This is a genomic window from Pseudonocardia sp. EC080619-01 (genome assembly GCF_001420995.1).
Lineage (GTDB): Bacteria > Actinomycetota > Actinomycetes > Mycobacteriales > Pseudonocardiaceae > Pseudonocardia.
In genome coordinates this window covers 4,729,989-4,748,254 of the sequence record NZ_CP012184.1, presented here as the reverse complement: position 1 = coordinate 4,748,254, position 18,266 = coordinate 4,729,989, and the positions used below count along the sequence as shown (strand labels likewise).

The 18,266-nt window shown below is 75.6% G+C and carries 18 protein-coding genes; 11 read left to right on the top strand and 7 right to left on the bottom strand.

The window, feature by feature from the left end; all coding sequences use genetic code 11:
* The first annotated feature begins 30 nt into the window (after nt 1-30).
* The 4 genes from AD017_RS22285 to AD017_RS22270 are packed head-to-tail and all read left to right on the top strand — an operon-like array spanning nt 31 to nt 4,445.
* Nucleotides 31-1,824, top strand: a complete 1,794-nt coding sequence (locus AD017_RS22285; protein WP_227012825.1) for an SDR family oxidoreductase — start codon at nt 31-33, stop codon at nt 1,822-1,824.
* Nucleotides 1,821-2,729, top strand: a complete 909-nt coding sequence (locus AD017_RS22280) for a metal-dependent hydrolase (RefSeq protein ID WP_010237342.1) — start codon at nt 1,821-1,823, stop codon at nt 2,727-2,729. Before AD017_RS22285 ends, AD017_RS22280 begins: the two co-directional genes overlap by 4 nt.
* On the top strand, nt 2,726-3,754 hold the full coding sequence (locus AD017_RS22275) for a PDR/VanB family oxidoreductase (RefSeq protein ID WP_010237344.1): 1,029 nt from the start codon (nt 2,726-2,728) through the stop codon (nt 3,752-3,754). Before AD017_RS22280 ends, AD017_RS22275 begins: the two co-directional genes overlap by 4 nt.
* A gap of 28 nt (nt 3,755-3,782) precedes the next feature.
* Nucleotides 3,783-4,445, top strand: coding sequence for a TetR/AcrR family transcriptional regulator (locus AD017_RS22270; protein WP_227012824.1), 663 nt, complete (start codon nt 3,783-3,785; stop codon nt 4,443-4,445).
* Here the strand turns inward: AD017_RS22270 and AD017_RS22265 are convergent.
* The 6 genes from AD017_RS22265 to AD017_RS22240 form a co-directional block, all read right to left on the bottom strand.
* Nucleotides 4,400-5,728: a phosphodiester glycosidase family protein gene (locus tag AD017_RS22265; protein ID WP_145982568.1), complete on the bottom strand. Its 1,329-nt coding sequence runs from the start codon at nt 5,726-5,728 to the stop codon at nt 4,400-4,402. The two genes, AD017_RS22270 and AD017_RS22265, sit on opposite strands and share 46 nt — an antisense overlap.
* Before the next feature lie 142 nt (nt 5,729-5,870).
* Nucleotides 5,871-7,238 carry an LLM class flavin-dependent oxidoreductase gene (locus AD017_RS22260; protein ID WP_060575419.1) on the bottom strand — a complete coding sequence of 456 codons (1,368 nt, stop codon included), beginning with the start codon at nt 7,236-7,238 and terminating at the stop codon, nt 5,871-5,873.
* A complete protein-coding gene (locus tag AD017_RS22255; protein ID WP_010226272.1) occupies nt 7,235-8,560 on the bottom strand; it encodes an MFS transporter in 1,326 nt (441 codons plus the stop codon). The genes AD017_RS22260 and AD017_RS22255 overlap by 4 nt, the downstream gene beginning before the upstream one ends.
* A gap of 208 nt (nt 8,561-8,768) precedes the next feature.
* Nucleotides 8,769-9,569, bottom strand: coding sequence for an rRNA adenine dimethyltransferase family protein (locus AD017_RS22250; RefSeq protein ID WP_060575418.1), 801 nt, complete (start codon nt 9,567-9,569; stop codon nt 8,769-8,771).
* A 186-nt stretch (nt 9,570-9,755) separates the two neighbouring features.
* The gene (locus AD017_RS22245) at nt 9,756-10,664 is read right to left on the bottom strand and encodes an enoyl-CoA hydratase-related protein (RefSeq protein WP_010226274.1); all 909 of its coding nucleotides are present in this window, start codon (nt 10,662-10,664) and stop codon (nt 9,756-9,758) included.
* Between the two features lie 24 nt (nt 10,665-10,688).
* On the bottom strand, nt 10,689-11,423 hold the full coding sequence (locus tag AD017_RS22240) for a DUF1990 family protein (RefSeq protein WP_060575417.1): 735 nt from the start codon (nt 11,421-11,423) through the stop codon (nt 10,689-10,691).
* A 44-nt stretch (nt 11,424-11,467) separates the two neighbouring features.
* On the opposite strand from AD017_RS22240, the gene AD017_RS22235 reads away from it, so the two are divergent.
* From AD017_RS22235 to AD017_RS34670, 4 genes are all read left to right on the top strand, one after another.
* Complete coding sequence (locus AD017_RS22235) at nt 11,468-11,692, top strand: hypothetical protein (RefSeq protein ID WP_060575415.1); 225 nt, start codon at nt 11,468-11,470, stop codon at nt 11,690-11,692.
* 5 nt (nt 11,693-11,697) lie between these two features.
* Complete coding sequence (locus tag AD017_RS22230) at nt 11,698-12,429, top strand: DUF1990 family protein (RefSeq protein ID WP_010226277.1); 732 nt, start codon at nt 11,698-11,700, stop codon at nt 12,427-12,429.
* A gap of 48 nt (nt 12,430-12,477) precedes the next feature.
* Nucleotides 12,478-12,888 (top strand): DUF5313 family protein, encoded by a 411-nt coding sequence (locus AD017_RS22225; protein ID WP_139316820.1) that lies wholly within the window; start codon nt 12,478-12,480, stop codon nt 12,886-12,888.
* A gap of 108 nt (nt 12,889-12,996) precedes the next feature.
* Nucleotides 12,997-13,281 (top strand): hypothetical protein, encoded by a 285-nt coding sequence (locus AD017_RS34670; RefSeq protein WP_060575413.1) that lies wholly within the window; start codon nt 12,997-12,999, stop codon nt 13,279-13,281.
* A 79-nt stretch (nt 13,282-13,360) separates the two neighbouring features.
* On the opposite strand, the gene AD017_RS22215 is transcribed toward AD017_RS34670, so the two are convergent.
* Nucleotides 13,361-14,620 carry a Glu/Leu/Phe/Val dehydrogenase dimerization domain-containing protein gene (locus tag AD017_RS22215; protein ID WP_174521761.1) on the bottom strand — a complete coding sequence of 420 codons (1,260 nt, stop codon included), beginning with the start codon at nt 14,618-14,620 and terminating at the stop codon, nt 13,361-13,363.
* Between the two features lie 214 nt (nt 14,621-14,834).
* Between AD017_RS22215 and AD017_RS22210 the strand changes: the two genes are divergently transcribed.
* The 3 genes from AD017_RS22210 (at nt 14,835) to AD017_RS22200 (ending at nt 18,226) form a co-directional block, all read left to right on the top strand.
* Nucleotides 14,835-15,728: a LysR family transcriptional regulator gene (locus AD017_RS22210; protein ID WP_060575411.1), complete on the top strand. Its 894-nt coding sequence runs from the start codon at nt 14,835-14,837 to the stop codon at nt 15,726-15,728.
* A gap of 60 nt (nt 15,729-15,788) precedes the next feature.
* The gene (locus tag AD017_RS22205) at nt 15,789-17,366 is read left to right on the top strand and encodes a molybdopterin-dependent oxidoreductase (protein ID WP_369821683.1); all 1,578 of its coding nucleotides are present in this window, start codon (nt 15,789-15,791) and stop codon (nt 17,364-17,366) included.
* A 188-nt stretch (nt 17,367-17,554) separates the two neighbouring features.
* Nucleotides 17,555-18,226 (top strand): fasciclin domain-containing protein, encoded by a 672-nt coding sequence (locus AD017_RS22200; RefSeq protein ID WP_060575409.1) that lies wholly within the window; start codon nt 17,555-17,557, stop codon nt 18,224-18,226.
* The last annotated feature ends 40 nt before the right edge of the window (nt 18,227-18,266 follow it).

Below are 18,266 nucleotides of genomic sequence, written 5' to 3'. Positions count from 1 at the left end.
TCTTGTTGACAGATTTTCTACGATGACGCGGTGTCTCACAGTGCGGTGACGAGCTCCGACGGACTCCGGCTGGCCGTCGAGGAGCGTGGTGACCCGTCCCGGCCGACCGTCGTCGCGGTGCACGGCTACCCCGACGACCGGCACGTCTGGGACGGTGTCGCCGAGCTCCTGGCGGCCGACCACCACGTCGTCACCTACGACGTGCGGGGCCACGGAGACTCGGAGGCCCCCGCCGGCCCGGCCGGGTACGACCTGGAACTGCTCGGCGCCGACCTGCGCGCGGTGTGCGACGCCGTGTCCCCCGGCGAGCCGGTGCACCTGCTCGCCCACGACTGGGGCGCCATCCAGACCTGGCACGCGGTCACCGGGACCGTCCTGGCCGGGCGGGTCGCGTCCTTCACCTCGATCTCCGGGCCGTGCCTGGACCACGTCGCGCTGTTCCTGCGCCGCCGGTCCCCGCGCGACCTGCGGGCGGTCCTGAAGCAGGCCGCGCACTCCTGGTACACGCTGTTCTTCCGGTTGCCGGTGGTGCCGGAGCTTGCCGTGCGCAGCGGGTTCCTCGGGGGGCTGCTGACCCGCCGCGAGCGGATCCCGCGGCCCGCGGTGCGCGACGCCGTCAACGGGCTGGAGCTGTACCGGCACAACCTCCCGCGCCGCCTCGGGCGTCCCGAGCCGCGCCGGACCGACGTCCCGGTGCAGGTCCTCGCTCCGCGCGGCGACGCGTACGTGACGCCCGCACTGGCGACGAGCGCGGCGGAGTTCGCCCCCGACCTGCGGGTGCGCTACCTGCCCGGCGGGCACTGGGTGGTCCGGCAGCGGCCGGAGGTGATCGCCCGGTGCACGGCGGAGATGGTCGCCGGCGCCACCGCGACCGGCACCACCGGGGAGGGCGGGCCCGCCCTCGCCCGCGCACGCTCCCGGGGCACCGCACTGGTCGCCTCCGGCGGGCGCCGGGACCGGGCCGTGCGCTGGGACGGCGGGCTCGCCGTCGTCACCGGGGCGGGCAGCGGGATCGGCCGCGCGACCGCGCTCGCGTTCGCCGCCCGGGGCTCCCGCGTCGTCGTCGCGGACCTGTCCGCCGACGGCGCCGCGGAGACCGTGGCGCAGGTCGAGCGGGCCGGGGGCCGAGCGGTCGCGCACACCGTCGACGTGGCCGACGACACCGCCGTCGCCGAGCTCGCCGGCCGGGTCGCCGCCGAGCACGGGGTGCCCGACGTCGTCGTCAACAACGCGGGGATCGCCGTCGCCGGGCCGTTCGCCGAGACGACGCTGGCCGAGTGGCAGCGCATCGTCGACGTGAACCTGTGGGGCGTCGTGCACTGCTGCCGGCACTTCGGGGCGCTGCTGACCGAGCACGGCGAGGGCGGCCACATCGTCAACACGGCGTCGGCGGCGGCCTTCCTCCCGTCCCGCGCGCTGCCCGCCTACGCGACCACCAAGGCGGCCGTGCTGATGCTGTCCGAGTGCCTGCGCGCCGAGCTGGCGGACGCCGGCGTCGGGGTCACGGCCCTGTGCCCGGGCTTCGTCGACACCCCGATCACCGCGCACACCCGGTTCGCCGGGACCGGCGACGACGAGCAGGACGCCCGCCGCCACGCGGCCGGCGCCGCCTACGCACGGCGCGGCTACACCCCCGAGCGGGTCGCCCGGCGGCTCGTCCGGGCCGTCGAGGGCGACCTGCCGCTCGCCCCCGTCACCGCCGAGGCACACGCCGGGCTGCTGGCGTCGCGCCTGGCCCCGGGCCTGCTGCGCGCCGTCGCCCGCGTCGACGGCGGCACCGGCCGTCCGTCACCGACCCCCGCCCGGGAGGAGCACCGCCGATGAGCACTGCCGACGACGACCGGATCGCCCTGCACGCCCGCGACGTCCGGTTCGACTTCTCCACCCTCCGCACCGACTGGATCCCCGGCGAGCCGTTCGCCTCGCACCTCATCGACGTGCTGCACCTGCTGCTGCCCGAGGGCGAGCGGTGGTTCGTCGAGGTCTTCTCGCAGGCGCTGCCACACGTGCACGACGAGGCACTCGCCGAGGACGTCCGCGGGTTCATCGGACAGGAGGCGATGCACGCGACGTCGCACCAGGGGGCACTGGACCACCTGCTCGACGCCGGTGTGGACGTCTCGCGGTACGTCGAGCAGGTCGAATGGATCTTCAACGACCTGCTGGGCGACCGCGGGCTGACCGGCGACGACGCCCGCGAGTGGCTGGTCGAGCGGGTCGGGCTGATCGCGGCGATCGAGCACTTCACGGCGGTGCTCGGGGAGTGGGTGCTGCACTCCCCCGAGCTCGACGCCGCCGGTGCGGACCCGCAGATGCTCGACATGCTGCGCTGGCACGGCGCCGAGGAGGTCGAGCACCGCAGCGTCGCGCACGACCTCTACGTCCATCTCGACGGCCGGTACCTGCGCCGCATCCGGTCGATGGTCGTCAGCGGCCCGGCGCTGGCGAAGCTCTGGGCCGACGGCACCCGCCAGCTCTGCGCGCGCGACCCGCAGCTGCGCGGCACCCCGCAGCGGCGGGTGCGGCTGCGGGACTACCTGCGGGCGTCGCGGCGCGGCCTGGTTCCGGGACCGTGGATGTTCACCCGCGCCGTGCTGACCTACCTGAGCCCGCGCTTCCATCCCGCCCGGCACGGTGACACCGACGCCGCGGTGGCCTACCTGGCGCTCTCCCCCGCAGCGCGCCGCGCCGAGGGCGGGGAGCACCCGGAGACCGGCGGCACGGCATGAGCGTCGCCCCGCCGCCGTACCCGAACCGGGCCGCGACCACGCTGTCGGCGGTGACGACGCTCGCGCAGCGGCTCTCGGCCCGCGGCGCCCGGCGCCGCCGCCCGTCGGACCCGGTGGACCGGACGCTGCTCGTCGAGGTCCGGTCGGTGCACCGGCCGTGCCCTGACGTCGCGTCGCTCGAACTGGTGCCGGCCGGCCCCGCGCCGCTGCCCGGCTGGCGGCCCGGCGCACACGTCGACGTCGAGCTGCCGTCCGGGCGGCTGCGCCAGTACTCGCTGTGCGGGGACCCGGCCGACCGGTCGGTGTACCGGATCGCGGTGCGCGCGGTCCCCGGCGGGACGGGTTCCGCCGAGGTGCACGGGCTCGTGCCCGGGGCCCGGCTGCGGCTGCACGGGCCGCGCAACGCGTTCCCGCTGGCCGCCGCTCCCGGGTACCTGTTCCTGGCCGGTGGCATCGGGATCACACCGATCGCGCCGATGGTGCGTGCCGTCCACGCGGCGGGCCTGCCGTGGCGGCTGGTCCACACCGGACGCGACCTCGGGTCGATGCCGCTGTCCGCCGAGCTCGCCGCGCTCGACCCGCGGCGGGTGGTCCGCCGCCCGGACGACGACCGCGGCGCGCCCGGCGCGGACGAGCTGCTCTCGGCGGGCACCGCCGACGACGTCACCGCCGTCTACTGCTGCGGCCCGCCCGCGATGATCGAGACGGTGCGCCGCGCGCTGCCCGCGGTGCGCCGGTTCCACTCCGAGCGGTTCTCCCCGCCCCCGATCCGGGACGGCAGGCCCTTCACCGTGCAGGTCGCGGGCGGTCCGGAGATCGCGGTGCCCGCGGACCGGACGGCGCTGGACGCGGTGCGCGAGGTGCGCCCGGACGTCCCGTACTCGTGCCGGCAGGGCTTCTGCGGCACCTGCCACGTCCCGCTGCTGGCGGGCACGACGACCGGTGACCCGGCCGGTCCCGGCCGGACCGCGCTGTGCGTCGGCCGGGCGGAGGGCGACCGTGTCGTCGTCGACCTCGGTCGCTAGACCCGGCCGGTCCGTACCCTCTGGGGTGATGGCGACGACCCCGACCCGTTCACCCCGGCGCATGACGCCCGAGGCCCGGCGTGCACAGCTCGTGTCCGCCGCGCTGGACCTCTACGGCCGCCGGTCGCCCGAGGAGGTCGCGATCGAGGACGTCACCCGGGCCGCGGACGTCTCCCGGGCGTTGTTCTACCGCTACTTCTCGAGCATGGAGGAGCTGCACGTCGCGGCGCTGGGCAGCGTCGCCGACGAGCTGATCGAGCGGGTCGCCTTGCCCGCCGACGGGCCGCTCGCCGAGCAGCTCGGTGAGGCGCTGGACGTGTTCCTCGACGTCGTGCAGCGTCACGGCAGCGCCTACGTGGCGCTGCTGCGCAGCGGGTCGGTGATCTCGACCGGCGCGACCGACGCGCTGGTCGACGGCGTCCGGGACCACATCGTCGACCTGCTGTGCGTGCGCGGCGGGGTCCCGGGACCGTCCCGGCTGCAGCTGATGACGCTGCGCGGCTGGGTGGCACTCGTCGAGGGATCGGCCCTGTCCTGGCTGGAGGCGGACCGCGAGCCCGACCGCGACCGGCTGCGGGGCTGGCTGGTCGAGCAGCTGTTCGCGATGCTCGCGGTGACGGTCCGCTGCGACGACGGGCCCGGCGCTCAGGAGGGCGCGACGATGCCCAGCGCGTTCGGCACCAGCCGGTAGGCGTCCTCCGAGGGCCGGTTCACGACCTGCCCGCCGAACACCATCGTCGAGGACCCGCCGCCGTCGAGGTTGACGCCGTCGACCGCGCCCGCCCGGCGCAGCTGCTCCGCGGTCTCGCTGAGGGTCGTGCCGACGCTGGTGGACTCACGCCCGTCGGTGGTGACGAGCACGAGCCGGCCGTCGCCGGTGATCCCGGCGGCGCTGCGCGGGTCCCGGGAGGCCGTGTCGAGGCCGGGGACGGGGGCGCCGTCGCGCAGGATCGGGCTGCCCCCGACGGCGGTCTCGGGCGCCGCACCCGACTCGGCGACGGCGCGCGAACGGACCGTGACCCGGTCGCCGACGGCGAGGCCGCGCAGCGCGGCCGCGCCCTCGTCGCGACCGGCGAGGATCCGGTCGCCGGGCGGGACCGGCCCGGCGCCGGGCGGGCGGACCTCGGCGACGGCGCCGTCGCGGACCACCACCTCGATCCGGTCCGGGGCGCACGGCGCGTCGCGGTCGGTGTCGCTGCCGCACAGGGCCGCGTTGCGGTCGCCGTTCCAGTCGGAGGTGAACAGGCCGATGCCGCCGACGGGGACGGCGTAGGCGTTCAGGGTGCGGATCGTCAGCGGCCCGTCCGGGCCGGTGACCGAGGCGGCGAGGGTGACGCGGTCGATCCGCGGGGTCCCGCCCGCGTCGACGGCGAGCACGTCGCCCGGCTCGCTGCCCGGCACGGCCGGAGCGAGCCGGCGGCCGGGCGGGACGGCCGAGGTCAGGAGCGTGCCGTCACGCACCGACGGCCCGGCCGGGGCGTTGCTGCGCGAGAGGTCGAAGAAGTCCCCGTTGACGGCGGCGAGGGCGCCACCGCGCGCGGCGTGTGCGGGCACGTCGGAGCGGTCACCGACGGTCGCACCGGTCAGGAGGGTGGCCCGCACGCCGTCGCGCCGCAGGTCGGCGACGACGACGTCGGTGGTCACCGGGCCGGCCGGGGTGTCGATCCGCTCCTCGCGGTGGGTGACGGCGGGGGCTGCGGGGCGCGGCGCGGGCGCCGCCTCCGGGCCCGGCACCGGCGCGGGCGCGGCGGGTGCGGGCGCGGCGGCGGGGCGCACGGTGCTCCCGTCAGTGCCGGCGGATCCGGCGGCCCGGTGGGTGCCGTGGGTCTGCCCGGGGACCGCGGCCGGGGCGGCGAGCGCGGCACCGGCGGGTGCCGGGGCCGGCGCGACCGGGGCGGCGAGGACGGGGACCAGCGCGGCGAGCGCGACCGCCGTCAGTGCCCCGGAGCTCCGGTGACCCACCCGACCCGACATGACCGCTCCCCCCGATCGCCGTTCCGACGGGGTCGAGATGATCATGCCGGGTGCGGGGAACGGTGGAGCCGTGTCCGCATTTCACCCGGCCGTGGGTAGTCCGCCCGTGGCCGGCTGCGACCGCGCTCACCGGGGCACGGGTTCAGAGCTTGCGGTACCCCGCACCCGGGTGGTCCCCCGCGAGCCGGGCGCCGTCGCCGGTGCCGTAGCGCTCGCGCAGGGTCGGGCCGCCGGCGTCGGCCGCGGCGGGCATCCGGCCGCGGCGGCGCAGCTCCGGCACGACGTGGGTGACGATGTCGCGCATGGTGCCCGGGGTGACCGCGTAGGCGAGGTTGAAGCCGTCGAGGTCGGCCTCGTCCGCCCACCGCTCCAGCTCGTCGGCCACCGTCGCCCCGGACCCGACGACGACCGGTCCGCGCCCGCCGACGGTGATGAACTCCGCGAGCTCGGAGACCGTCCAGTCCCGGTCCGGGCCGGTGAAGGACGCCAGCGCGGACCGGGTCGACTCGGTCTGCACGTACTCCAGCTTCTGGCCCGGCTCCGCACCGGACAGGTCCACACCGGACCAGCCGCCGAACAGCGCCAGCGCCGCCTGCGGGTCGGTCAGCTCCAGGTACTCGCGCAGGGTGGCGTGCGCCGCGTCGTCGGTCTCCCCCGCGATCGCCGTGAGCATCCCGAAGACCTTCACCGACCGTGGGTCCCGGCCCGCCCGCTCGGCCTCGGCGCGGACGGCGTCCACCGAGCGCCGCACCACGGCGGGCGATGGCCCGGACACGAACACGGCCTCGGCGTGCGTCCCGGCGAAGCGGGCACCCCGTGGCGAGGCGCCTGCCTGGAAGATGACCGGGGTGCGCTGCGGAGACGGCTCGGTCAGGAACGCACCGGGCACGTCGAACCAGCGGCCGTGGTGCGCGATGTCGTGCACCCGGTCCGGCTCGGTGAACACGCCCCGCTCCGCGTCCCGGACGACGGCGTCGTCGGCCCAGGAGCCCTCCCACAGCTTGTAGCAGACCTCCAGGAACTCCTCCGCGAGCTCGTAGCGCTCGTCGTGCGGGATCTGCCCGGACCGGCCGAGGTTGCGTGCCGCGGAGTCCAGGTAGGACGTCACGACGTTCCACGCGACCCGGCCGCGGGTGAGGTGGTCGAGGGTGGCGAACCGGCGGGCCAGCGCGTACGGGTGCTCGTAGGCGACCGAGACCGTCACCCCGAACCCGAGCCGCGACGTCACCCCCGCCATCGCCGGGACCAGCAGCAGCGGGTCGGCCAGCGGGACCTGCGCGGCCGCACGGACGGCGGCGTCCCGGGACCCGCCGTAGACGTCGTACACACCGAGGACGTCGGCGAGGAACAGTGCGTCGAACCCGCCCTCCTCCAGCATCGTCGCCAGCGACGTCCAGTGCTCCAGGTCGGTGTAGCGGTACCCCTCGTCGGACGGGTGCCGCCAGAGTCCGGCGGACTGGTGGCCCACACAGGCCATGTCGAAGGCGTTCAGCAGGATGCGGCCGGTCATGCGGCGACCCTCTCATCACGGCGCAGACCGGCCCGGTGGGTCTCGGGCAGCAGGACCGTCGAGCCGATGCAGAGCGCGAACAGCAGCCCGAAGTACCCCCAGATCAGCCACGGGCGCCCGTCGCCCGCCAGCAGCAGCGCGGTCGCGACCAGCGGCGTCGTCCCGCCGATCACCGACCCGATCTGGTAGCCGAGCGAGGCGCCGCTGTAGCGGAGCCGGGTGTCGAACAGCTCGCCGTACCAGGCGGCCTGCGGGCCGTACATCGCGTCGTGGAACAGGTTCACCAGCACGACCATGCCGACCACGACCATCACGGTGGACCCGGTGTCGAGCAGCAGGAAGAACCCGCCGAGGAACAGCGGCGCGCCGATCGCGCCGATCAGGTAGACGGGCTTGCGGCCGACCCGGTCGGAGAGCATCGCCCAGAGCGGAGTCGAGAACAGCCCGATCGCCGACGCGATGATCACGGCGGTCAGCCCGGCGCTCTCGGCGGCGTCGGTGCCCTGCGCGAGGTAGGTCAGCGCGAACGTCGTCGCCAGGATGTAGACGGAGTTCTGCGCGATCCGGCTGCCGATCGTCAGCAGCACGGTCCGCCAGTCGGTGCGCAGCACCTCCAGCACCGGGCGGCGGGACAGCGTGCCGGAGTCGCGGGCGGCGGTGAACACGGCCGGGTCGGCCAGGGTCAGCCGGATCGCGAGGCCGACGATCACCAGCACGAAGCTGAGCAGGAACGGGATCCGCCAGGCACCGGCGAGGAACGCCTCCTTCCCGGCGATCGCGAGCACCGACGCGTACACACCGGACGCGAGCAGCATCCCCGCCGACGACCCGATCTGCGGGAAGCTGCCGTAGAAGCCGCGGCGGCGGGCGTGCTGCTCGCCGTCGGCGTGCTCGACGGCCATCAGCACCGCACCGGCCCACTCGGCACCGACGGCGAGCCCCTGGACCAGCCGCAGCACGACGAGCAGGACCGGGGCGAGCAGCCCCGCCGTCGGGTAGGTGGGCAGCAGCCCGATCAGCGTGGTCGCCGCGCCCATCAGGACCAGCGACCCCACCAGCACCGACCGGCGTCCGACCCGGTCCCCGAGGTGCCCCGCGACGACGGCACCGATCGGCCGCGCACCGAACCCGGCGGCGTAGGTCGCGAACGACGCGAGCACGCCGGCCGCGGGATCGACGTCGGTGAAGAACAGCGGCGCGAAGACCAGCGCGGCGGCGGTGGCGTAGAGGTAGAAGTCGTACCACTCGATGGTGGTGCCGATGAGGCTGGCGACGGCGGCGCGGCGCGGGGACGCACCGGGACGTGCGGACGTGCTGGACACGGGTGACCTGCCGGGAGGTGGGAGGGCCCCGGCCGGGAGACGGCCCGGGGGCTGGATGGTGACGACGCGGCGTCAGCGACAGGCGTGCGACGACAGGCGGCCGTGGTCCAGCCACCGCCTGCGGGTCAGCTCCGTGCGCTCCACAGGGCCCAGCCGAACAGACCGGACACCTCCGGCGCAACGGAGAGTGAGCAGCACCGCGTGCGGCTCACCGGGTGTGGCGTGACGGCGGGGCCCCGTCGCGGGTACGGGCGTGCAGGTCGGCCCAGGCGGCGACGCCCAGGTCGCGGGGCAGCGCGCGGGCGCCGATCCCGCACGTGGCGGCCCAGTCGCGGGCGACCCGCCGCCCGTACCGCCGCCCGACGACGTCGACGACCCCGCGGCCGCGCCCGCCGAACACCGCGTCGACGAGACGCTGGTATCCCCCCGCCGGACCGTCCACCAGCGGCCGGTCCCGGCGGGCGATCTCCAGGATCCCGCCGTCCACCGACGGGACGGGCCGGAACGACCGCGCGGGCACCCGCCCGTGCAGCCGGAACTCGTACCAGGGCCACCAGCGCGCGGTCAGCGCCGTCGTGCCCCCGACCGCGGCCCGCTTGCGGGCGACCTCCCACTGCAACAGGAGCAGCGCGTGCCCCCACCGCGGCGCCGCGAGGAGCCGGCGCAGCAGCGGGGTGGTGAGCGCGTACGGGACGTTGGAGACGACGTCGACCGCGCGGCCCAGCGGCTCCCGGACGAGGTCGCCGTGGCGGACGTCGACGGCGGTGCCGAACCGCTCCCCCAGCCGGGAAGCCCGGTACGGGTCCAGCTCGACCGCGGTGACCGGCCGGCCGAGGTCGAGCAGGGCGGCGGTGAGGGCGCCGTCGCCCGCGCCGAGCTCGAGGAGCGGGCGCGGCGGCCAGCCGGCGGCGACCGCGGCCAGCGCGGCCGGGACGGCGGGATCGGCGAGGAAGTTCTGGCCGTGCTCGTGCCGGCCGAGCGGGGTGGGACGGGTGCGACGGGTCGTCAACGGGGGCTCCCGGGTGGGGAGCCGGACGCGCGCGAGAGGGCGCCGCCCGGCAGGGGTACAGGACCGGCTGCGGGGACGGCGGTGCCGCGGAGAGGTGCTGGGCGCCGCCGTCAGGCGACGCGCAGGCGCATGAAGGCTGCCACGGCCCGGACGTTAGCCGGGCCGTGGCGGCCACGCACCGGGGTTTCAGTCCGTCAGGTCGCCGGGCCGGCCGGGCCAGGGCTCGACGACGTGGTCCGGGTAGTCCTCCGTCACGGTCGCCGGGAACTCCGGCGGCCGCTTCTCCAGGAACGACACGACCCCCTCGGCGGCGTCGCGGCCCTGGCCGAGGTGGTGGATGGCCGCGGAGTCGGCGCGGTGCGCGTCCCACGGGCTCGGCGCGCCGAGCATCCCCCACAGCAGCTGGCGGGTCAGCGCGACCGACACCGCGGACGTGTTCTCCGCGATCTCGGTGGCGATGGCCCGTGCCGTGGCCAGGAGCTCGCCGTCGTCGACGACGCGGGACACCAGCCCGCCGGCGTGCGCCTCGGCGGCGTCGAACACCCGGCCGGTCGCGGCCCACTCCATCGCCTGCGAGATCCCGACGATCCTGGGCAGGAACCAGCTCGACGCCGCCTCCGGCACCAGGCCGCGGCGGGCGAAGACGAACCCGAACCGCGCCGACGACGCGGCCAGCCGGATGTCGGCGGGCAGCGTCATCGTCGCCCCGATCCCGACGGCCGGGCCGTTGACGGCGGCGATCACCGGTGTCCGCAGCGAGGCCATCCGCATCGTGACGGTGCCGCCGCCGTCGCGCGGCACGTCGCCGATCCGGCCGACCCGGGCCCGGTCCGCGGCGCGCTGCGGGTCGTTCGCGTCGAACGACGCTCCGCCGCGGCCCAGGTCGGCACCGGCGCAGAACCCGCGGCCGCGGCCGGTCAGGACGATCGCGCGGACCCCGTCGTCGGCGTCGGCGAGGTCGTAGGCGGCGATCAGCTCGCGGGCCATCGTCGCGGTGAAGGCGTTGAGCCGGTCCGGGCGGTCCAGGGTGATCGTGGCGACCCGGTCCTCGACGTCGTAGGCGATCTCGGTGAACTCGGAAGCGACGGTGCTCATGCCCGCCGAGTCTGCCGTGCGTGATCACCCACGACGAGCCCCGAACCGCCGCGTCCGCACGGTCACGCCGCCGTCCGGGCGTCCCCCGGCCAGCGCCGCGGCGCGGATGCAGGCGTGCGTCCACATGTTGAGCTGCACCTCCTTCGCCACCCGGAGGTGGTTGTAGAGCAGGTGCGAGAGCCGGTCCCCGGGCCGCGCCCAGGACTCGATCGAGAAGACCAGCCGGTCGCCGTCGCTCCGCACGGCGAACGTGATCCGGCCGGCCTCGAGGTGCCCGCGCAGGGTGACGAACGTGAAGCTCGTCGGGTCGGCGGCGCACACCCGGACCGGTCCGTCCCAGGGGCCGGGCATCCGGATGAGGAACTCGTCACCGACGGCCGTCCGGCCGGGCGTGCCGCGGGTGCGGCGGAACACCGCGAACTCCGGCGACCACCGGTCGTGGTTCGCCGCGAGCCGCTCCATCAGCTGTTCCGGGCCCAGCGAGGAGCCCCGGATCCGGACCGAGTAGCGACGGTGCAGCAACGTGCCGCGCCCGTCCTCGGGGCGCTGGACACGCTCGTCGCCGGCGCCGTGGGGAGCCGGCGGTGGCAGGTCGGACCGGTCCCCCACGACGTCGCTGCGGTGGACCGGCGTGGTCCGCCAGAAGTACCGCCAGGACACCAGGACGAGTGCCACCGGCCACCGGGCGAGCGCGGCGACCCGCCGGGAGCGCCGGTCGCCGGTCACCGGTGGGGTGCGGGTGTGCGTCGGGTTCGTCATCGCACCGGGGTGTACCCGGCCCGCGGGCGGGGAACCTTCCGGACATGACGGTCGGATCGGTGGTGCGCCGGAGCGGGTTGCGCGGCGCGCACCTGCAGTGGATCTCGCTCGGCTCGGTGGGGCTGTCCATCGGGTTGTGGTTGCGCGCCAAGACGGTCGACCAGGACGAGCGCGGCAACGCCGAGCGGCGGGCGGTGTTCGTGGGGTTGTGGCCGTCGATGCTGTGGATGATCGGCGACTCGATGCGGCGTGAGGAGCGGCGGTCCTGAGCGGCGTGCGCAGGAACCGTCCCGATCCCGAGCGCCGCCGCGCCGACCTCGACGGCCTCGCCGCCCGCGCGGTGAACTTCGACGCGGCCGACGCGCCGGTCACCGCGTCGGACCGGCGCTGGCACGTCGACCACGGCCGCGCCCTCGTCGGCTCCGAGCCGCCCGGCGACCCCGTTCCCGACGGCGACTGGGAACGGGCGTGCGCCGTGGTGCGCGGCTACCAGTTCACCGACCACCACCGGCTGCGCGGCGTGTTCCGCCCGGCCGACCCGCTGCTCGGCCGGGACATGCTGCTGGAGGGCCGGTTCGGGCCGCTGCGGTTCCACCTGGGCGTCCGGGTGACGGACGTCGTCGACACCACCCGCGACGGGAAGCGGATCTGGGGCTGGACCTACGAGACGCTCGACGGGCACCTCGAACGCGGCCGGCTCACCTACGAGGTGGTGAAGGACCTGGCGGACGGCGAGGTGGAGTTCGTCATCCGCGCCTTCTCCCGGCCCGCCCGGATCCCGAACCCGTTCTACCGCCTGGGTTTCGGGCTGTTCGGGCGCGCGGTGCAGCTGGAGTTCTACCATCGGGCGGGACAGCGGGTCCGGGACCTGCTCGCCGGGGCCCGGAGCGGCCACCCGCTGCCGGAGCCCGTGCCGGGACCGGACGGGGTGACCGTCGCCCCGGCGGGGAGTCCCCGCGCGGCGACCGACCTCGTCGCCCACCTCGTCCGCCACCCGGGGGCGTGACAGGTCACGTGGCCATGGAAGTGAGGGTCACCTAACATGGACTCCGAGATGCGACGTCCGAATCCCCTCCGCTGGCTGGCCTACGCCTTCGGTGCCCGCCTGCCCGAGCGGCACCACCGGTGGGTCCTGCACGACGTCACCTGCCGCACCTGGGTGCTGCGCCACCTCGCCCGCACGACCGTCCAGCTGCTCCCGCTGCTGGTCGTGCTGTACCTGGTCGTCCCCGGCCCGCCCTGGGTGCGGCTGGGCGCGATCGTGTCGGGCGCCCTGATCGGCTACTTCTACTCGGCCGTCTACACCGTCGAGGCGTGCGAGACGCGGGTGATGAAGGCCGGCTACCCGGTCGGTGCGGCCGCCGCGACGCGGGAGGCGCGGCGCTCCGAGCAGCACGTCACCGAGCGCCTGCGGCACGACGAGCTGCACCGCGACGAGCGCAGCCGGCAGGACCGCGCGGGCTGACCCCACCGGCCTCGACGCGGTCCTCGCCGCGCACGACGTGACGGTGGCCTACCTGTTCGGGTCGCGCGCCGAGGGCGTGCCCGGCCCGACAGCGATCACGACGTCGCGGTGTTGTTCGGACGCGACGACCTCTCCCTCGACGCCACCGAGCGGCTCGCGGCGGATCTCGCGGCGGTGCTCGGTACCCGGGTCGACGTCGTCGACCTCGCCCGTGCGGGTCTGGAGCTGCGGGGGCGGGTCGCCGAGGCCGGCCGCCTGCTGTACAGCGCCGACGACGCCGTCCGGGCCCGGTTCGAGGTCGACGCCCGGATGCGCTGGATCGAGTTCCGCCCCGTCGTCGAGCAGACCACGCGGTCCTTCCTCGCCCGGGTCGCCCGGGACGGTCTGCGCTGAACCGCCGGATCCCGCACGCACGACGGCCCGGACCGTGGGGTCCGGGCCGTCGTGACGCTCGTCGTGGAGCGGTCGCCGCTCAGGGGACGACGACCGGCCCGGTGGTCGGCGCCGGGTCGTCGGCCCAGCGGTGCCCGGACTCGCGGGGGGTGACGCCCTCGTCGGCCCAGGCCGTGAGCAGCTGCGCGACCTTGCTGTGCATCACCGTGCGGAGCCGGTCGAACGAGTTCTCCGGGACGTCGTCGACCTCGCCCAGCAGCAGCCACCAGGCCCAGGCGACCGCACCGGCGTTGGCGACGAAGTCCGGCAGCACCGGCACGCCCCGGGCGGCCAGCATGGCCTCGGCCTCCGGCGTGGTGGCGGCGTTCGCGGCCTCGACGACCACCCGCGCCCGGACGTCGAACGAGTTGTCCGGCGTGATCGCGTAGGAGATCGCGGCCGGGACGAGGATGTCGGCGTCGGCGGCCAGGATCGCGGGCCGCGGCAGCTGCTCCACGCCGGCGGGCAGCCGGGTCCGGTCGATCTCGCCGTAGCCGTCGCGGAGGTCCAGCAGCACCGGGACGTCCAGGCCGTCCGCGCAGTGCAGGGTGCCCGCGGCGTCGGCCACCGTGGTGACCTTCACCCCGGCCTCGTGCAGGTAGTAGGCGGCCGCGCCGCCCATCGTGCCGACGCCCTGGATCGCGACGGTGGTCTCGGCGGGGATCTGGCCCCAGGACACGGCGGCGGCGAGACAGGCGTGCGCGACGCCGTACCCGCCGATCACGTCCCCGAGCTCGAAGCCGCCCTCGACCTTCGCGGTCAGACCGGTGCGGACACGCTCCAGGGTGGCGGCCGGGTCGGCCGCCCGGCTGATCGCGGCGTGGTAGCTCTGGCCCAGGCCGAGCCGCTCGAAGACCTCGTCGATCAGGTGCTGCGGGACGCCCAGGTCCTCCGCGGTGACCCAGTGCGCGTCGATCCACGGGCGCATGGCCTCGCAGAAGCGCTCGAGCACCTCGACGGCCCGCGGGTCCTTGGGGTCGAAGTCGATGCCGCCCTTGGCCCCGCCGATCGGCAGGTCGAAGGTGGCGGTCTTGTTGGCCATGCCGCGGGCCAGGTCCTCGACCTCGCTCAGCGTGCAGCCGGCGCGCATCCGGGTGCCGCCGGTGGCGAGCCCCGCCCGCAGGGTGTGCACCACGAGGTAGCCGACGGCGCCGGTGACCGAGTCGTTCCACTGCAGCCGCATGTAGGGCTCGGAACGGCGGATCGCGGGGGCGACGGCCGGAGCCGGGACACCGGCGGCCGGAACGGTCTGCGCGGCAACCTGCGGGGTGCCTCCGGCCGGGTTCTGCATCGTCGTCATGGCGACCCACCTCCTCGTCGTGCTCTACCGGTCACCGCCGCCACCGAGGGGTGGACGCCGGCCACGTCATCGCCTGTCCGGACCTCGTCGTCCACCCGGTCGGCGGCCTGCCGTGCCGGTGGGGCCAGCCTGGGGCCGGATCCCGCCCGGCGTCCATTTACGGATCATTCACGGCGGTGTTCACCGTTCCTGCACAACGCCTAGGCTCGCCGCCATGGACCTGTCGCTGCCGCGCCTGCGGATGCTGCGTGAGCTGCACCGGCGGGGGACGATCACCGCCGCCGCGACGGCCCTGCACTACACCGCGTCCGCGGTGTCCCAGCAGCTCGCGCAGCTCGAACGCGACGTCGGGACCAGGCTGTTCGAGCGCCGCGGGCGCCGGGTCCAGCTCACAGCCGGGGTGTGGGCGTCGGTGGCGTCCGGCCTGCTCCCCGACGCACTCACCGCGCTGGCCCGGACCCATCCGGGAGTCGAGGTACGCACCCGCGAGCTCGCCCCGGAGGAGACGGCGGCCGCGGTCCGCGACGGCGAGCTCGACCTGTCGTTCGTCATCGACTACTCGAACTACCCGATGACCTGGGACAAGGGCCTGGAGCGGGCGGTGATCGCGGTCGAGCGGCTCTACGCGGCGGTCCCCGCCGGTGCGGTGCCGACGGCCAGCGTGACGCTCGCCGAGCTCGCCGAGCACCCGTGGATCGTGTCCCCGGCACGCTCGCACTTCGGGCACGCGGTACGGCTCGCCTTCCAGGCCGCCGGTTTCCGGCCGCGGATCGACCACGAGGTCGAGGAACAGGCGACCGCGATGGCGATGGTCGCCGCCGGCCTGGGCGTGACGCTGGTGACCGACCTCGGGCTCGCGCTGCGTCCCCCGGGGGTCGACGTCGTCGCGCTCGGGGACACGCTCACCCGCACGGTATCCCTCGCCTACCGGACCGGCTCGGCGCGCCGCGCGGCGCTGATGCTGGTCGTCGACGCCGTCCGCACCTCGGCGGCGGAGAAGGGACTCGGCGCCGACACCACGCTGCCCGTCCCGGCACCGGCCCCGGCACCGGAGGAGCCCGCCCCCGCGGAGCTCGGCACGGAGGGCGCACAGCTCGGCCTCGGCTGAGAACGGGGTCACCCGGAAGAACACCCGAACCGATCGGGCGGGGAATTCCGAACAACCGGCGTGCAGACCGGAGAACTGGAGCGGGTGAACGGGGACACACCCGTTCTCGGCCGGTCCGTCGCGATCGCGGTGGAACTGCTCGGGATCGTCGCGGCCGTCGCGGCCGGGCATCTCACGGCCGGTACTCTGTCGCCGTCGTCGTCCCCGTTCGTCTCGGTCGGTGACGCCGTCGTCCGGCTGTCCCCGCAGCCGGTCGTCGAGTTCGGGAAGTCCGTCTTCGGCACGGCCGACAAGCCCGTCCTCCTCGCCGGTGTCGGGGTCCTGCTGGTGGTCGCCGGCGCGGTCGCCGGGCTCGCCGCCCGCCGGCGTCCCGCCGCCGGGACGGCGGCGGTCACCGCGCTCGCGGCCGTGCTGACCGCCCCGGCGCTGCGGCCCGCCGATGTCGCCGCCCCGGTGGCCGCGCTGGTCGCCGGCGTCGTCGTGCAGCGCGGCCTGCACCGCCTCGCCCGCGCCGCGGCCGCGACGACGGCCCCCGGCGGTCCCGGTCACCGGGTCGGCCGTCGTACGGTGCTGGCCGGTGCGTCCGCGGCCGTGCTCGCCGGTTCTCTCGCGGCCGGCGGCGCGGGGGCGGTCCTCGCGTCGACCGGACGCGGCATCGCCGGCTCCCGCGAGGCGCTGACGCGCAGGCTCGCCGCGGCCCGGTTCGCGGAGCGGGCGCCGGCGATCCCCGCGTCCGCGGCGTTCCCGGAGCTCGGCACGGGCCCCTTCCTCACCCCGAACGTCGACTTCTACCGGATCGACGTGTCGCTGCAGATCCCCGCGGTCCGCGCCGAGGAGTGGACACTGCGGATCCACGGCCGGGTGCGGCGTGAGCTCACCCTGACCGTCGAGGACCTGCTCTCCCGGCCACTGGTCGAGCGCACGATCACGATGACCTGCGTCTCCAACACCGTCGGCGGGAACCTCGTCTCCACGGCGAACTTCGTCGGCGTCGAGCTGGCCCCGCTGCTGCGCGAGGCGGGGGTCGAGCCCGGCGCAGACCAGATCGTGTCCACCAGCCGCGACGGCTGGACCGCGGGCACCCCGACCGGCACCGTCCTCGAACCCGGCCGCGGCGCGCTGCTGGCACTGGGCATGAACGGGGAGGCGCTGCCCGTCGAGCACGGGTTCCCGGTGCGGATGGTGGTGCCCGGCCTCTACGGCTACGTCTCGGCCACCAAGTGGCTCGCCGACATCGAGCTCACCACGTTCGCCGAGCGCAGCGTCTACTGGCGCGACCGCGGCTGGGCCGAGCGCGCCCCGATCAAGACCCAGTGCCGGATCGACGCGCCCGCCGGGTTCGCCCGGCTCGCGCCGGGCCGGGTGCAGGTCGCGGGCGTCGCCTGGGCGCAGCCGGTCGGGGTCGCGGGCGTCGAGGTCCGGGCCGACGACGGGCCGTGGGTCCCGGCCGAGCTCGCCACCGAGGTCGGACCCGCCACCTGGCGGATGTGGCGGGCCGAGCTCGATCTCGCCCCCGGCAGCCACACCCTCACCGCGCGCGCCACCGACCGGGACGGCCGCACCCAGACCGAGGTCCGCGCCGACCCGATCCCGGACGGCGCGACCGGCAGGCCGATGGTGATCGTCTCCGTCGGCTGAACCGCGACAGGAACCCGTTCCCGTCGTTTCCCGGATCCGCCGTGCCCTTTTCCGGAACCGCCGGGAATTCCTCCGCAAAATCTTCGGAGGATTGTCCGGGGAAACCGAACCGGAGCACCTGGGGACACCGAACAACTCACCGACCAGCGACGGCGGCCACGCCGTCGGCATTCGAAAGGAATCGACAGATGCGCGCCACCCGCACCCTGGCCACCGTCGGCCTGCTCGCCACCCTGTCCCTCGGTCTCGCCGCGTGCGGTGGTGGCGCGGAGCCGGCCGCCCCGGCGGCCCCCGCCCCGTCCTCGTCGGCCGCGGCCGCACCGGCGGCGGACGGTGTCACCACCAACGACGACGTCGTCGGCCCGGCCTGCGGGCAGCTGCCGCAGGGCGACGAGCCGGGCTCGCTCGACTCGATGGGCCCGCAGCCCGTCGCGACCGCGGCGGGCACCAACCCGCTGCTCACCACCCTGGTCACGGCGGTCGGGAAGGTCCCGGGCCTGGCCGACACCCTGAACCAGCAGCAGGCGATCACCGTCTTCGCCCCGGCGAACGACGCCTTCACCGCCGTCCAGCAGCAGCTGGGCGAGGAGAAGTTCGACGCGCTGCTGGCCGACACCGACCAGCTGCAGGGCCTGCTCAGCTACCACGTCACCCCGGAGCGCCTGGACGCCGCGGGCCTGGTGCAGAAGAAGACCGTGACCGAGCTGGCGGGTGGTGACCTCACCATCGGCGGCACGCCGGAGGCCCCGACCGTCACCGACGGGCAGGGCAACACCGCCAACGTCCTGTGCGGCAACATCCCCACCGCGAACGCCACCGTGTTCGTGATCGACAAGGTCCTGATGCCGAAGGCGGGCTGATCCACCGGTCCGGCGACGGCGCGGGTCCGGGGCACTCCGC

Excerpts from the sequence above, each read along its gene's own strand:
- AD017_RS22280 (WP_010237342.1), top strand. The coding sequence starts at position 1,821 with ATGAGCACTGCCGACGACGACCGGATCGCCCTGCACGCCCGCGACGTC.
- AD017_RS22245 (WP_010226274.1), bottom strand. The coding sequence starts at position 10,664 with ATGAGCACCGTCGCTTCCGAGTTCACCGAGATCGCCTACGACGTCGAG.
- AD017_RS22225 (WP_139316820.1), top strand. The coding sequence starts at position 12,478 with ATGCGACGTCCGAATCCCCTCCGCTGGCTGGCCTACGCCTTCGGTGCC.
- AD017_RS22215 (WP_174521761.1), bottom strand. The coding sequence starts at position 14,620 with ATGACGACGATGCAGAACCCGGCCGGAGGCACCCCGCAGGTTGCCGCG.
- AD017_RS22265 (WP_145982568.1), bottom strand. The coding sequence starts at position 5,728 with ATGTCGGGTCGGGTGGGTCACCGGAGCTCCGGGGCACTGACGGCGGTC.
- AD017_RS22275 (WP_010237344.1), top strand. The coding sequence starts at position 2,726 with ATGAGCGTCGCCCCGCCGCCGTACCCGAACCGGGCCGCGACCACGCTG.
- AD017_RS22235 (WP_060575415.1), top strand. The coding sequence starts at position 11,468 with ATGACGGTCGGATCGGTGGTGCGCCGGAGCGGGTTGCGCGGCGCGCAC.
- AD017_RS22270 (WP_227012824.1), top strand. The coding sequence starts at position 3,783 with ATGGCGACGACCCCGACCCGTTCACCCCGGCGCATGACGCCCGAGGCC.
- AD017_RS22240 (WP_060575417.1), bottom strand. The coding sequence starts at position 11,423 with ATGACGAACCCGACGCACACCCGCACCCCACCGGTGACCGGCGACCGG.
- AD017_RS22200 (WP_060575409.1), top strand. The coding sequence starts at position 17,555 with ATGCGCGCCACCCGCACCCTGGCCACCGTCGGCCTGCTCGCCACCCTG.
- AD017_RS22210 (WP_060575411.1), top strand. The coding sequence starts at position 14,835 with ATGGACCTGTCGCTGCCGCGCCTGCGGATGCTGCGTGAGCTGCACCGG.
- AD017_RS22260 (WP_060575419.1), bottom strand. The coding sequence starts at position 7,238 with ATGACCGGCCGCATCCTGCTGAACGCCTTCGACATGGCCTGTGTGGGC.